Origin of the sequence: Propioniciclava tarda (assembly GCF_900182665.1) — a bacterium.
GTDB lineage: Bacteria > Actinomycetota > Actinomycetes > Propionibacteriales > Propionibacteriaceae > Propioniciclava > Propioniciclava tarda.
In genome coordinates this window covers 35,855-49,275 of record NZ_FXTL01000002.1, presented here as the reverse complement: position 1 = coordinate 49,275, position 13,421 = coordinate 35,855, and the positions used below count along the sequence as shown (strand labels likewise).

General features: G+C 70.0%; 10 protein-coding genes and 1 pseudogene. 3 read left to right on the top strand and 8 right to left on the bottom strand.

Features of this window, described 5'->3' with window-relative positions:
- Positions 1 to 59 precede the first annotated feature (59 nt).
- Both FN821_RS15010 and hemW read right to left on the bottom strand, forming a co-directional pair.
- Positions 60 to 368 (bottom strand): annotated as a pseudogene (locus FN821_RS15010) (ATP-binding cassette domain-containing protein); the annotation flags it as partial.
- Positions 369 to 488: 120 nt separating this feature from the next.
- Positions 489 to 1,706, bottom strand: a complete 1,218-nt coding sequence (hemW, locus tag FN821_RS02175; protein ID WP_131170920.1) for a radical SAM family heme chaperone HemW — start codon at positions 1,704 to 1,706, stop codon at positions 489 to 491.
- 60 nt (positions 1,707 to 1,766) lie between these two features.
- On the opposite strand from hemW, the gene FN821_RS02170 reads away from it, so the two are divergent.
- Entirely contained in the window at positions 1,767 to 2,384 is a 618-nt protein-coding gene (locus tag FN821_RS02170; RefSeq protein ID WP_180319728.1) for a rhomboid family intramembrane serine protease, read from the top strand.
- Here FN821_RS02170 and FN821_RS02165 read toward each other — a convergent pair.
- Complete coding sequence (locus FN821_RS02165; protein ID WP_131170919.1) at positions 2,381 to 3,184, bottom strand: DsbA family protein; 804 nt, start codon at positions 3,182 to 3,184, stop codon at positions 2,381 to 2,383. The two genes, FN821_RS02170 and FN821_RS02165, sit on opposite strands and share 4 nt — an antisense overlap.
- A gap of 10 nt (positions 3,185 to 3,194) precedes the next feature.
- Positions 3,195 to 5,027 carry a translation elongation factor 4 gene (gene lepA / locus FN821_RS02160; protein ID WP_131170918.1) on the bottom strand — a complete coding sequence of 611 codons (1,833 nt, stop codon included), beginning with the start codon at positions 5,025 to 5,027 and terminating at the stop codon, positions 3,195 to 3,197.
- A gap of 158 nt (positions 5,028 to 5,185) precedes the next feature.
- Here lepA and rpsT point away from each other — a divergent pair, with 158 nt between their 5' ends.
- The gene (rpsT, locus tag FN821_RS02155; RefSeq protein WP_131170917.1) at positions 5,186 to 5,446 is read left to right on the top strand and encodes a 30S ribosomal protein S20; all 261 of its coding nucleotides are present in this window, start codon (positions 5,186 to 5,188) and stop codon (positions 5,444 to 5,446) included.
- A 72-nt stretch (positions 5,447 to 5,518) separates the two neighbouring features.
- On the opposite strand, the gene holA is transcribed toward rpsT, so the two are convergent.
- Genes holA through FN821_RS02140 form a run of 3 tightly spaced genes read right to left on the bottom strand, consistent with a single transcriptional unit; the run spans position 5,519 to position 9,676 of the window.
- Entirely contained in the window at positions 5,519 to 6,511 is a 993-nt protein-coding gene (holA, locus tag FN821_RS02150; RefSeq protein ID WP_131170916.1) for a DNA polymerase III subunit delta, read from the bottom strand.
- Between the two features lie 43 nt (positions 6,512 to 6,554).
- Positions 6,555 to 8,861, bottom strand: coding sequence for a ComEC/Rec2 family competence protein (locus FN821_RS02145; protein WP_131170915.1), 2,307 nt, complete (start codon positions 8,859 to 8,861; stop codon positions 6,555 to 6,557).
- A complete protein-coding gene (locus tag FN821_RS02140; RefSeq protein ID WP_241660054.1) occupies positions 8,861 to 9,676 on the bottom strand; it encodes a helix-hairpin-helix domain-containing protein in 816 nt (271 codons plus the stop codon). Before FN821_RS02140 ends, FN821_RS02145 begins: the two co-directional genes overlap by 1 nt.
- Before the next feature lie 106 nt (positions 9,677 to 9,782).
- On the opposite strand from FN821_RS02140, the gene FN821_RS02135 reads away from it, so the two are divergent.
- The gene (locus FN821_RS02135; protein ID WP_131170914.1) at positions 9,783 to 10,775 is read left to right on the top strand and encodes an endonuclease/exonuclease/phosphatase family protein; all 993 of its coding nucleotides are present in this window, start codon (positions 9,783 to 9,785) and stop codon (positions 10,773 to 10,775) included.
- A 96-nt stretch (positions 10,776 to 10,871) separates the two neighbouring features.
- Here the strand turns inward: FN821_RS02135 and leuS are convergent, their stop codons facing one another.
- On the bottom strand, positions 10,872 to 13,349 hold the full coding sequence (gene leuS / locus FN821_RS02130; RefSeq protein WP_131170913.1) for a leucine--tRNA ligase: 2,478 nt from the start codon (positions 13,347 to 13,349) through the stop codon (positions 10,872 to 10,874).
- Between the last annotated feature and the right edge of the window lie 72 nt (positions 13,350 to 13,421).

Here is a 13,421-nt window from a genome sequence, read left to right as displayed (position 1 = left end):
CGAACACCAGGAAGCGATCGAACCCGCGGGCGAACCAGCGGTCGTGCGTCACGGCGATCACCGTCCCCGTGCACCCAGAGGGTGTTGCCGCCCCCGCCCAGCTCGAGCGCGGCGATCGCCGTGGCCGCGTTCGCGAGCAGTTCACGATCGTGGCTCACCAGAAGGACCGTCTTCCGAGTAGCCCTCAGCTGCCCCTCCAGCCAGCGTTTGGCGGGCACGTCGAGGTAGTTGTCGGGCTCGTCGAGGAGCAACACCTCGTCGTGCCCGCGCAGCAGGACCTCCAGGGCCAGCCGCTTCTGCTCGCCTCCCGACAGCGTCGAGGTCTCGCGCCACCGTGCCTTGTCCCACGGCAGGTCCAGGGCGGCCATGCAGCACGCGTCGAACAGCACCTCCTGGTCGTAGCCGCCGGCGTCCGCGTAGTCGGCCAGGGCCGCGGCGGAGGCCAGGTTCAACTCCTCGGAGTCGTCGTCCATGAGGGAGCAGCCTCGTCAGTCCAGCAGATCGCGCACGACGGCGTCGGCGAGCAGCCGACCGCGCAGGGTGAGCCGGAGGCGTCCGGACCACTGTTCGGCGAGACCCCGGGCCAGGAGTCCAGGAACGCGCTCCGCCTCGGACGCCGTCAAGACGTCCAGCGGCAGGCCGGTCGCGAGGCGCAGCTCCAGCAGCACGCGCTCGACGCGCCGTTCGGACGCCGTGAGCGTCTCGCGTCCGGCCGCCGGGGCGCCGGCGGCCAGCCGCTGGGCGTAGGTGCGCGGATGCTTGACGTTCCACCACCGGACGCCGCCCACATGGCTGTGGGCGCCCGGGCCAAAGCCCCACCAGGGACGCCCCGTCCAGTAGGCGAGGTTGTGGCGGCACTCGTGGCCCGGACGCGCCCAGTTCGAGACCTCGTACCAGCCGTAGCCGGCCTCCGACAGCGCCTCGTCGGCGACCAGGTAGAAGTCGGCGTGCAGGTCCTCATCGGGGGCGGCCAACTCGCCGCGCGCGATGCGGCGGGCCAGCGGGGTGCCCTCCTCCACGATCAGGCTGTAGGCCGAGACGTGATCCGGTCCGACGGCCAGTGTGGCGTCGATGGTCGCGCGCCAGTCGTCCACCGTCTCCCCCGGCGAGCCGTAGATCAGATCGACCGACACCGACTCGAATCCGGCCTCGCGAGCCCAGCCGACCGCCGCCAGCGCGCGTCCGGGCGTGTGGGTCCGGTCCAAGGTCGCCAGGACGTGCGGAACGACCGACTGCATGCCGAACGAGATCCGGGTGACACCGCCCGCGCGCAGCGCGGCCAAGGACTCCGGCGTCACCGAGTCAGGATTGGCCTCGGTGGTCACCTCGGCTCCGGGGACGAGACCGAAGGCGTCCCGAAGTCGGCCCAGCAGGCCGACCTGGGCGTCCACCGACAGCAGCGTCGGCGTCCCCCCGCCGAAGAAGACCGTCTGCAGCGGGCCCGGCGCGACGGCGCCGGCAGACAGAACCGCGCCGGCCAGGTCGACCTCGCGGGCGACGGCGTCCAGGTAGGCCGACACCGAGCCTGCGGCGTCGCCCAGCTCGGACGCGGTGTAGGTGTTGAAGTCGCAGTAGCCGCACCGCGAGGCGCAGAACGGGACGTGGACGTAGGCGCTGAAACCGGCGGCGAGGTCCGCCAGCGCCTCGGCGGGAAGCATCCCGTCCGGCGGTGCCGGGTCGCCGTCCGGGAGCGCTGAGGGTGCCATCGGGTCAGTGTAGGCACTCGGCGGATCGCACCCTTGCCCGCATCGGTCACACTGGTCGACATGACAGCCCGCGCGTCTACTTCAGCCCCGGCCACCGTGGCCACTCCCCGCGAAGCCGTGGTGATCATGAGTGCCTGGCTCGCCCTGCTGTGGATCGTCGAGGCCGTCGAGCAGGTCACGCGAGGCTCGCTGCTGTGGCTGGGCATCTCGCCCCGTCAGCTGGAGGACCTGCCGCAGATCTACACCGCGCCTCTCGTCCACTTGGACTGGCAGCACCTGATGGGCAACTCGGCGCCATTCTTCATCCTGGGCCTGGTGATCCTGCTGTCCGGGGTGTGGCGATGGCTCGTGTCCACGTTCGCCTCGCTCACGAGCTCGGGCCTGGCAGTGTGGCTGCTGTCGCCGCCCAACACGGTCACCGTTGGGATCTCCGGCCTGATCTTCGGCTGGCTGACCTACCTGCTGACGCGCGGCATCTTCAGCCGCAACTGGCGACAGATCGCTCTCGCCGTCGTGGTGTTCGCCGTCTACGGCGGCATCCTGTGGGGTGTCCTGCCGGGCAGCCCGGGCGTGTCCTGGCTGGGACACCTGGGTGGTGCGGTCGGAGGCGTCGCCGCCGCCTGGTTCCTGCACAGCACCTCTGAGCGGCGCCGCCGGCTGTCCAGCCAGGGCCGCTAGCGGTTCGCCTCGACGAACTTCACCAGGCCGCCCGCTGCCGCGACCGCGTTGAGGTTCAGGGAGGTGCCGTTCAGCTTGTAGGTCGGGGTCGCCTTCACCCCGGCCGCGATGGACAGCTGGTTCGCATCACTCACGGCTCCCGCGTACTTCTTCGAGGCGAGGCACGTGCTCCAGGCCGTCACGTCCAGCCCGGACTGCTGGGCGAACGCCGTGAGCTGGGCGTCGGTCCAGCCGTCGCCCTCCTTCGGCGGTCGGTTCGCCGGCGCGAAGAGGGTGTCGTGCCACGCCGGGAAGCGGCCCTGCTCGTTGGCGCAGAATCCCCCGTTGGCCGCCCGCACGGACGAGTCGTTGCGCAGCATGCCGTCCAGGAACGACATCGCGTGATAGCGGACCTCCACCTGACCGGACGCGATCAGCGCGTCGACCTGCGGGCCGAACGTCTTCTCGACCTGGGCGCACGCCGGGCACTGGAAGTCCTCGTAGATATCGAGGACCGGGTGCCCCTGATTCGGCGTGCCCAGGATGATCGTCCCGGACGGCGCCGCTCCCGCGTCCGCCGGCTTCCCGATCGGTTCGGACGCCGTCGCCGCGGCCTGCGCCGGGGAGGACTGCCCCGGCACCGCCTGGACGACCGCAGCCTGCGGCGTCCGCATGAGGGCGAAGCCCGCCAACGCCGTGGCGACCAGTCCGACGGCGAGGCCGCCGAACGCCAGCGTCCGAAGCTTGGCGACCTCGGCCTGCAGCCTCGCGACCGGATCGGGCTGCGCGGGCGGCGGCGGGAAGCCCAACGGCTGAGTCACGTGCTCTCCTCTACTTCGTCTCGCGGGACTCGCCGGTCGACAGGGCAGCCACGAATGCCTCTTGGGGGACCTCCACGCGGCCGACCATCTTCATGCGCTTCTTGCCCTCCTTCTGCTTCTCGAGCAGCTTGCGCTTGCGGGTGATGTCGCCGCCGTAGCACTTCGCGAGCACGTCCTTGCGGAGCGCGCGTACCGTCTCGCGCGCGATGACGCGGGCCCCGATGGCGGCCTGGATCGGCACCTCGAACTGCTGCCGCGGGATGAGCTCCTTGAGCTTCTTGGCCATGGCTAGGCCGTACGCGTACGAGGCGTCCTTGTGGACGATGCTGGAGAAGGCGTCCACGGTGTCGCCGTGCAGCAGGATGTCGACCTTCACGAGGTCTGCGGTTTGCTCGCCCGCCTCGTCGTAGTCGAGGCTCGCGTAGCCCTTGGTGCGCGACTTCAGGGCGTCGAAGAAGTCGAACACGATCTCGGCGAGCGGCAGGGTGTAGCGGATCTCAACCCGGTCCTCGGAGAGGTAGTCCATGCCGGTCTGGGTGCCACGGCGGCTCTGGCACAGCTCCATCACCGTGCCGATGAAGTCGGTCGGCGTCAGGATCGTCGCCTTCACGATCGGCTCCCACACCTCGGCGATCTTGCCGTCGGGGTACTCGCTCGGGTTGGTGACGGTGTGCTCGGACCCGTCCTCCATGACGACGCGATAGACCACGTTCGGGGCCGTCGAGATCAGGTCGAGGCGGAACTCGCGCTCCAGACGCTCGCGGACGATCTCCATGTGCAGCAGGCCGAGGAACCCGACGCGGAAGCCGAAGCCCAACGCGCCCGAGGTCTCGGGCTCGTAGGTGAGTGCCGCGTCGTTGAGCTGCAGCTTCTCGAGCGCCTCGCGAAGCTCCGGGAAGTCTGCGCCGTCGATCGGGTACAGGCCCGCGTAGACCATAGGACGCGGGTGTCGATAGCCGGACAACGCCTGGGTGGCCGCCTTGTACGCCAGCGTTACGGTGTCGCCGACGCGCGACTGGCGCACGTCCTTCACGCCCGTGATCAGGTAGCCCACCTCGCCGACGCCCAGCGCACGCGACTCGACCGGCTCGGGGCTGATCACGCCGATCTCGAGCACCTCGTGGGTGGCCTTGGTCGACATCATCAGGATCTTCTCGCGGTGCGACAGCGCGCCGTCGATGACGCGGACGTACGTCACCACCCCGCGATAGGTGTCGTAGACCGAGTCGAAGATCAGGGCCCGTGCGGCCGCCCTCGGGTCGCCCTGGGGGGCCGGAACCTGGGCCACGATCGTGTCGAGCAGCTCCCGGACCCCGGCGCCAGTCTTGGCGCTGACCCGGTGCACGTCGTCAGGATCGCAGCCGACCAGGTGCGCGAGCTCGGCCGCGTACTTGTCGGGCTGAGCGCTGGGCAGGTCGATCTTGTTGAGCACCGGGATGACGTGCAGGTCGGCCCCCATGGCCAGATAGAGGTTCGCCAGCGTCTGGGCCTCGATGCCCTGCGCCGCATCGACCAGGAGGATCGCCCCTTCGCACGCCTCGAGGCTGCGCGAGACCTCGTAGGTGAAGTCGACATGGCCCGGGGTGTCGATCATGTTCAGGACGAAGCTCTCGTCGCCGACCGTCCAGGGCAGCCGGACCGCCTGGCTCTTGATGGTGATGCCCCGCTCGCGCTCGATGTCCATCCGGTCGAGGTACTGCGCTCGCATCGACCGCTCGTCGACGACCCCGGTCAGTTGCAGCATGCGGTCAGCGAGCGTCGACTTGCCGTGATCGATATGGGCGATGATGCAGAAGTTCCTGATGATCTCAGGAGGCGTGTGCCCGGGCTTCGGGGAACTCAATGCGGGGTCCTGGCGCGCTAGTGGGGACAAAGTCGAGATATCCTCTCACGTCCGCGTAGCCTGCCCTAACCGATTTGGGGCGCATCCGGCGCGCTGCTAAGGTAGGCAATCGCGTCCGTCGTGGGCGCATCCCGTTCATCAAACCGAAGGTTTCTCGAGTGGCAAACATCAAGTCCCAGAAGAAGCGGATTCTCACCAACGAGAAGGCGCGCCTGCGCAACAAGGCCGTCAAGTCCGCCCTGCGCACCCACGTGCGCAAGTTCCGGGAGGCCGTCGCGGCCGAGGATACCGAGAAGGCCGCCGAGCTGGCCCGCGTCGCGTGCAAGGCGCTCGATCGCGCCGTCAGCAAGGGCGTCATCCACAAGAACCAGGCTGCGAACCGCAAGTCGGCCATCGCTCAGACTGCCGCGTCGGTCTGACCTCAACGTCTTCATCGCCCTGGGACCTCTTGGTCCCGGGGCGATGTTGTGTTGTGGCGCGCGAGCGTTGCGTCAGTGGTGGGACGCCTCGGGCCGGCGTCCACGGTGCCCGGCGACCTCGATCACCATCTGTTCCAGCGAGAACCCCGGGTCGGACGCCGCCCCCTTGATCTCCGCATCGACGCGGGCCACGGTGCCGATCGAGGCGGCCAGGCCGTGCGGCGTCCAGTCGCGGGATTGTCGGTTCAGGTCCTTGATCTTCCACGGTGGGACGCCGACCACGCGCGCCAGATCGGCGTCCCGGACGCGCCCCTCACGGGCGTCCAGGTAGCGGCCCAGGCTGCGCAGGGCGGCAGCCATGGCGCTGCACACCAGCACCGGGGCTACACCGTTCTCGAGGGCCCAGCGGAGTTGGCCTAGCGCTTCGTCGCGTCGTCCGGCCATGACGGCGTCCGCGACGCTGAAGGACGTGACGTCGGCCCGGCCGGCAAAGTAGCGCCGGGCGACGGCTTCGGTGATGTGCCCGTCGTCGGAGTCAGCGAGGAGTTGGCGCACCGCTCCGACGATGGCCCGAACGTCCGCACCCAAGGCCTCGACCAAGGTGGCGGCCGTCGCCTGGTCGAGGCGTCCGCCGGCCTGACGGGCCTCGGAGATGGCGAACTGGGGCAGCTCCCAGGCCTTCAGGCTGGGGCAGTCGATGACCTGAGTGGGTGTCTTCTTGAGACGATCGAGCAGACCCTTGCCCTTCATTCCCCCGGGGTGAACCAGCACGAGCGCCAGGTCCTCGACTCGCGACGTGGCCAGCGAGACGACCGCGTCGAACAGGTCTTGCGGGAGATCATCGAGCCCCTCGATCACGACGATCTGATCGGAGGCGAACAGCGAACCACCAGTGGCTTCCGCGAGGGCTCCTGCGTCCAGGGTCGAGGCGGCCAACCGGAACAGCGACGCGCCGGGTCGCTCGGCGCCGGCGTCCGTGATCAGACGCTTGACGGCCCGCTCGGCGAGCAGCGTTTCGGGGCCGGATACCAGGACCACGTGCCCGAATCGCCTCGTCTCTTCCACGGGCCCCAGCATGCCAGCCACCGCGGACAGTTTCGCGTCCGGGTCAGCGTTGCGTCGTCAGCACCAGCCTCCCCTGGTCGATGCCGACCGCGATCGAGCCATGTTGGTCCGTCCGGATCACGTTGCCCGTCAAGCTGTTAACGAGCTTCAGCGTCTTGGCCGTGGGATGGCCGTAGTCGTTCTTGGCTCCCACGCTGATGAGGGCCACCTGCGGGGTGGTGGCCGCGAGGAAATCCGGGTACTGGCGCGAGCTGCCGTGATGAGGCACCAGCAGGACGTCCACGTCGAGCGAACCGGCTAGGCGCATGAGCCGCTCCTGGCCGGTGTCCTCCGTGTCGCCGGCCAAGAGAACCGTGATGCCGTCCACGGCGACGAGGATCAGCAGGGACGCGTCGTTCTCGACTGAGGACTCGCCCTCGGCGGGTTGGAGGTCGCTTCCCACGGGCTCAGCGGCTAGGACCTGGACGCTCGCCCGGCCGACGGTCCAACGATCGCCGGCCTGGGCCGTCACGTGCCGGACGCCTTCGCCGACGAGTTGCTGCACGAGGGCCTGCCCGGACGCCGGCGTCCGGACGCCGGACGTCACGACCTGATGCACACCGCGGCCAACCAGCGTAGGAAGGCCGGACACGTGATCGGCGTGCAGGTGCGTCAGCACCACGAGCGGGACCCTGGCGACGCCGAGCTGAGCCAGGCAGCGGCTGAGCAGGGCCGGGTCGGGGCCGGCGTCTACGACGATCGCCTCCCCTGGTCCGGCCGCGATGACGGTGGCGTCGCCTTGGCCGACGTCACACGACACGATCGACCACGCGGGCGGGGGCCAGCCGGGCGGGCTGGGCGTGCGCAGGAGGGCGATGACCAACGCCAGCGCGCAGGCCGCAGCGATCCAGCGCTGCGCCAATGCCCGCGGAGCGAGGATGCCGGCGGCCAGGCACAGGCCGGTGACCAGCAGGACCGCCCAGCCCGTTGCCGGCCAGGGGGTGGTGGCGCCCGGGAGGGTGGCACCGAGGCGGGCGATCCAGCAGAGCCCCAGGGCGCACCAGCCGGCCGCCCAGGCCAGCACCGACGCCAATGGCAGCCACAGCGTCGACACTCCGGCGGCGAGGAATCCCAGCACCGTCGCGGGACCGACGAGCGGTCCTGCCAGTGCGTTGGCGAGAACCCCAACCACACTCACCTGACCCGAAATCGCCGTGATGATCGGCTGGGTCGCCAGCTGCGCGGCGAGCGGAACGGCCGTGGCCTCGGCGAGCCACCGCGGCGCCCACTTCGCCATGGCCTCCGTCCAGGGGCCAGCCCACCAGAGCAGTCCCGCGGAGGCCGTGACCGAGAGCGCGAAACCGAGCGAGCGGGAGATCCAAGGGTCCCAGAGCGTGAGCGCCAACACGGCGACCGCGAGGTAGCGCAGCCCCTGGCGGGAGCGGGTGCTCGTGCCGAGGGCGGCGAGCCCGACCATGCCCATGGCCGCGGCCCGGACCACGCTGGGCTCGGCGAGGCAGAGCGTGACGAACCCCAGCACCGTTCCGGCCAGGACGCCGGTAAGGAGCCTGCCGCGGACCCCGAGCCGGACCACGGCGGCCCGCACGAACACCATCAGTAAGACCAGGTTCGCGCCCGACACTGCGGTCAAGTGGGTCAAGCCGGTCGTCTTGAACCGGGCCGTCAGGTCCGGACTCATCAGGCTGGTGTCGCCCACCACCAACGCCGGAACGAGTGCGCGGGCGTCGGGATCCAGTCCGTCACTGGCCCGGCGTAGCCCGGAGCGGACGGCCTCGACCGCGGCGTCCACTCCCCCGGGCGGGGCGAGTAGAACCGGCCTGCCGCGTGCCCTGGTGAGGGCGGCAAGACCGTCCTCCGGGCCGGCCTGGCCGAGCCGGACCGCCACCCGAACGGTCGTCCCGGGCGCCAGGCGGCGCCACTGTTGCACGTCATCGCCGGTCGCGCTGAGTTCGACTGGGGTGCCGGCCAACCATTCACCGTCGCGTCCGCTGAGGCGGGTGACGACGGCCCGGCTCATCCAGGATTGCGGCCGGGTCCCAGAGGCCAGGAACACCCGCGGCCCACCCTGGAGCACCGCCTCGATCTCGACCACGGCGCCCTCCCGCGCCAGGTAGGCGACCTCGCCGGACGCGAGCCCCACCACCCGGACGACTCCCCCGAGCAGTGCCCCTAGCGCCAGCACGGCGCAGGCCACCAGCAAGCGTCGCCGCACGCGAAGGCCGACCAGCCCGACAACGGCCGCGGCGAGCGCACCACCCAGCCACCAGGTCTGCTCGCCCGACGTCGCGAGCCAGGCGCCGGCCCACGCCGAGCAGCCCAACACCAGCGGCCGGGCGTCCGTTCGGCGCATCAGACCGTGACCTTAGGCGCCAACTGGGCGTAGGTCTTGGGTCCGATGCCGTCCACTTCTTGAATTTCCTGGACGCGCGAGAACTTTCCGTGCTTCTCGCGCCAGGCGAGGATCGCCTGCGCCGTGACCGGACCAACCCCGGGCAGGGTGTCCAACTGGTCGACCGTGGCCGTGTTGAGGTTCACCAGCCCGCCACTACCGGCGGTGCCGCCGGCAGCCGACGACCCCTGCGGCGAACGCACCTCACCGGCCGGCTGGGCCTTCGTTCCGATGACGATCTGCGAGCCGTCAATGAGGACGGCCGCCAGATTCAGCTGACCCGGCTGGGCTTCAGGGGTCAAGCCGCCGGCCGCCGCGATGGCGTCCTCGACCCTGGAGCCCGGACTCAGCCGGACGACCCCTGGGTGCACCACCGCCCCCACCACGTGAACCTGGATCGGCGGCACCGCCGACGGCGTCCCAGCTGACGGCATGGCCGTCGGAGCAGCGCTCGTGACTGCCAGCGGAACTGTCCGCGCCTGCGTCATCGAGTAGGCCGCCCACAGGCAGCCCGCGAGAGCGATGATCGCGACCACCACCAGGTGCTCGCGGGCGAAGGCCATCGCCCGCCGCCGGAGCGCCGAGCCGACGGCGTCCGACCGCTGGTCGCCGGGCAGTCCAGGCGGCGAAGGCGATTCGACTGGCCCGACGGCCTCGACGCGATCGACACCAGATGCAACGACCTTTGGCTCGCGTCCCGGTGGGCCGAACAGCGCCTCCAACCGGGCGCGCAGAACGTCGCCCTCGACCGCGCCCCGCGCCGACCTGTCCGTCACGCTCACACATTGGGCGTGGAGGCCTCACTTTTTGCAGACGGGCGAAATCTGTGGACAACTCAGCGGCGCCGAGTCGACCCAGGGCGAACTCTGGCATCGTGGCCGCGTGACCAGAGCGAGGGTGTGGCGTCTGCTGGGCTGGGCGGCGGCGCTCCCCCTCGTGCTGCTCGGTGGCACCCTGCTGGCGCTCAGCGCCGCACCAGAGCTCCAAGAACGGCACCGCCTGGCCACGCTGCTGGCAGCGTTCGTCCCCTTCGGCATCCTCGTGTGGTGCCTCGCTGCCGTCGTGGCCGCGGCGAGCGCCCGCGGACGCCTCGCGCGGTTGCTCTGCAGCCTCTGCTTGGCTGCGGCCCTCCTGCAGGCAGCCCTGGCGCATCCGCCCTGGCCACGTCCCATGTCGACCGGAGGGATCGCCTCGCTCACCCTGCTGGTCCTGAACACGAACTTCGGCAAAGCGGACCCCGACGCGCTGGCGTCCCAACTGGCCGCGGAGCGGCCGGACGTCGTCATGCTGCTTGAGGTCCAGGAACCGCTCCTCACCGCGCTGGAGAAGGGAGGCGCCCTGGCGGACTTCCGCGAGCGCATCGGCACCGCGCCGCTCGGCTACACCACGATGGGCTACGAGAGCGACCACGGGACGATGGTGCTGTCGCGGCGGCCGCTCGCCCTCGTCGAGCAGTTGCCAACCCTCAACGACCAGTACGTCGTCAGGATCTCCAACGCAGGCGGTGACGTCGTGTTCATCACCGCACGCCCCAGGAACCCGCTGCACGAGTTCGAGACCTGGCGGTCAGACCAACGCCTGCTCGCCGACGCCGCGCAACGCTACGCGTCCGAGCCGGTGGTGCTGGCGGGCGACTTCGCAGCCACCCTGGATCACGCGCCCCTGCGCAGGGTCCGTGAGCTCGGCTTCAAAGACGCGGCTGAGGCGACGGGGGTCGGGTGGCTGCCGACCTATCCCTCGCACGGGGCGCTACCGCCCGTCATCGCCATCGACCACGTGCTCGTGGGCAGCCGCCTACAGGCGACCGCGATCAGGACGTTCCAGATCGACGGGACCGATCACCTCGGCCTGGTCGCCCAACTGGCCGTGCCCTGACGCCCGAGAGAAAGCCTGACCATCGACGTCTGACCTTGTCGCAGCGATTGCAGCTGCCTCGGCAACGCCAGCCAACCGACGCCGCTTTGAGGAGTCCTAGCCCTGAGGGACGATCGACACCATCTTGGGCAGCCGCACGATGACCTTGGCCACCGCCCGTCCGTCCAGGGCACGCTGGACGCCGGCATCCGCCAGCGCGAGCCGTTCGGCGTCCGCCTCGCTCAGATCGGACGGGACCTCGATCTTCGCCCGGACCTTGCCCTGCACCTGGACGACCATCGTGACCGTGTCCTGGACCAGGAGCGCCGGGTCGGCGTCCGGCCAGGAGGAACGGGCGACGGACGGCTGGTGACCGAGGACCTCCCACATCTCCTCGGCGACGTAGGGGGCGACGACTGACAGGGCCTGGGTGACGAACTCCACCGCCTCGCGGACGGCCGGGTCGGACGCCCCGCAGCCCGAGTCGATCGCCTTGCGGGAAGCGTTGACCAGCTCCATGATCCGGGCCACGACGACGTTGAAGCGTCGCGTGTCGAGGGCCTCGGTGATGTCGGCGATCGCTCGGTGCGTGGTGCGTCGCAGCTCCACGTCGCCGGCGGAGGCGTCCGCGTCGACACCGGACGCGACATCGCAGGCGAGCCGGTAGGCGCGCTGCAGGAACTTGGCCGTCGAGCCGGGCGACATGTCCGCCCAGTCGATGTCGTCCTCCGGCGGGCCGGCGAAGACGATCGTCGTCCGGATCGTATCGACCCCGAACTGGTCGATCTGGGCGCCCAGGTCGACGCCGTTGCCGAGCGACTTGCTCATGGCTTTGCCCTGGTTGATGACCTGACCCTGGTTCAGCAACCGCGTGAAGGGCTCGACGAAGTCGATGGCCCCCATGTCGTGCAGCACCTTGGTGAAGAAGCGGCTGTACAGCAGGTGCAGGATCGCGTGCTCAACGCCGCCCACGTACTGGTCGACGGGCATCCAACGCTTCACGGCGTCCAGGTCGAACGCCTGGGTGTCGTCCGTGGGCGAGCAGTAGCGGAAGAAGTACCAGGACGAGTCCACGAAGGTGTCCATCGTGTCGGTGTCGCGCTGCGCAGGACCACCGCACGTCGGGCACGCGACCTCGCGCCAGGCGGACGCCGCAGGCCCGGCCAGCGGGGACGCGCCCTTGGGCGCCAGGTCATGGCCGCGCAGGTCAGTGGGCAGCGTCACCGGCAACTGGCTCTCCGGAACCGGGACCTCGCCGCAGGCAGCGCAGTGAATGATCGGGATCGGGCAGCCCCAGAACCGCTGGCGGGACAGCAGCCAGTCACGCAGGCGGAACGTGACCGCGGCACGGCCCGTTCCGGCGGCTTCCAGCACCTCGTTGGTGCGCGCCACGGCCGACTTGACGTCGGTCAGGCCCGTCAGAGGTCCGGCGTTGACGTACACGCCGTCGCCCTTGGTCGCGATCCCCGACTCGGCCGGATGCGGCTCACCGCTGTCCAGGACGATCCGGACCGGCAGGCCGAAGGCGCGGGCGAAGTCCAGGTCGCGCTGGTCGTGGCCGGGCATGCCCATCACGGCGCCCGTCCCGTAGTCGGCCAGCACATAGTCGGCGGCGTAGACCGGCAGCTTCTCGCCGTTCACGGGGTTGATGACGTGGACGCCCAGGAAGACGCCCGTCTTCGGGCGCTCGGTCGACTGGCGCTCGATCTCGGACGCCCGCTTGGTCTTCTCCGCGTAGGCCTCGAACTCGGCGCGGTGCTCAGCGGTGACGATCTCCTCGGCCAGCGCCGCCTCCGGCGCCACCACGAAGAACGTCGCCCCGTACAGGGTGTCCGGACGCGTCGTGAACACCGTCACCGGCTCGTCGCGGCCCTCGATCCGGAAGTCGACGTAGGCGCCCTCGGAGCGGCCGATCCAGTTGCGCTGCATCGCCAGGACGCGGTCGGGCCACTTGCCCTCCAGCGCCTTCATGTCGTCCAGCAGCCGTTGGGCGTAGTCGGTGATCTTGAAGTACCACTGGTTCAGCTTGCGCTTGGTCACAACGGCACCGCAGCGCTCGCACTCCCCCTGGACGACCTGCTCGTTGGCCAGCACCGTCTGATCGTTCGGGCACCAGTTGACGTAGGAGTCCTTCCGGTACGCCAGCCCGCGCGAGTAGAACTGCAGGAACAGCCACTGCGTCCAGCGGTAGTACTCGGGGTCGGACGTGTGCAGGCGACGCGTCCAGTCGAAGCTCAGGCCGTAGCGCTTGAACGAGTGCGCCTGGGTCTCGATGTTGGCGTACGTCCACTCGGCGGGGTGGGCGTCCCGCTTGATCGCGGCGTTCTCGGCGGGGAGTCCGAAGCTGTCCCAGCCGATCGGATGCATGACGTCGAACCCGCGCAGCATCCAGTAGCGCGAAACCACGTCCCCCATGACGAACGCCTCCGCGTGCCCCATGTGGAGGTCGCCGGAGGGGTACGGGAACATGTCGAGCACGTAGCGACGCTCGGCGTCCCCGGTGTCGGACGCGACGAACGTGCCGTTCTCTTCCCAGAACCGCTGCCAGCGCACCTGGGCCGCCGCGGCATCGTAGGTGGGTCGGACGCTCTCCATGCGTATCTCCTTGGTTTGTTCGGTTGCTTCGTGCCCTGACATGAAAAAGCCCCTCGCCCGCCGACAGGCGTG

What these genes read in the sequence shown, in the direction of transcription:
- hemW (WP_131170920.1), bottom strand. Translation starts at nt 1,706, where the DNA reads ATGGCACCCTCAGCGCTCCCGGACGGCGACCCGGCACCGCCGGACGGG.
- FN821_RS02170 (WP_180319728.1), top strand. Translation starts at nt 1,767, where the DNA reads ATGACAGCCCGCGCGTCTACTTCAGCCCCGGCCACCGTGGCCACTCCC.
- FN821_RS02145 (WP_131170915.1), bottom strand. Translation starts at nt 8,861, where the DNA reads ATGCGCCGAACGGACGCCCGGCCGCTGGTGTTGGGCTGCTCGGCGTGG.
- leuS (WP_131170913.1), bottom strand. Translation starts at nt 13,349, where the DNA reads ATGGAGAGCGTCCGACCCACCTACGATGCCGCGGCGGCCCAGGTGCGC.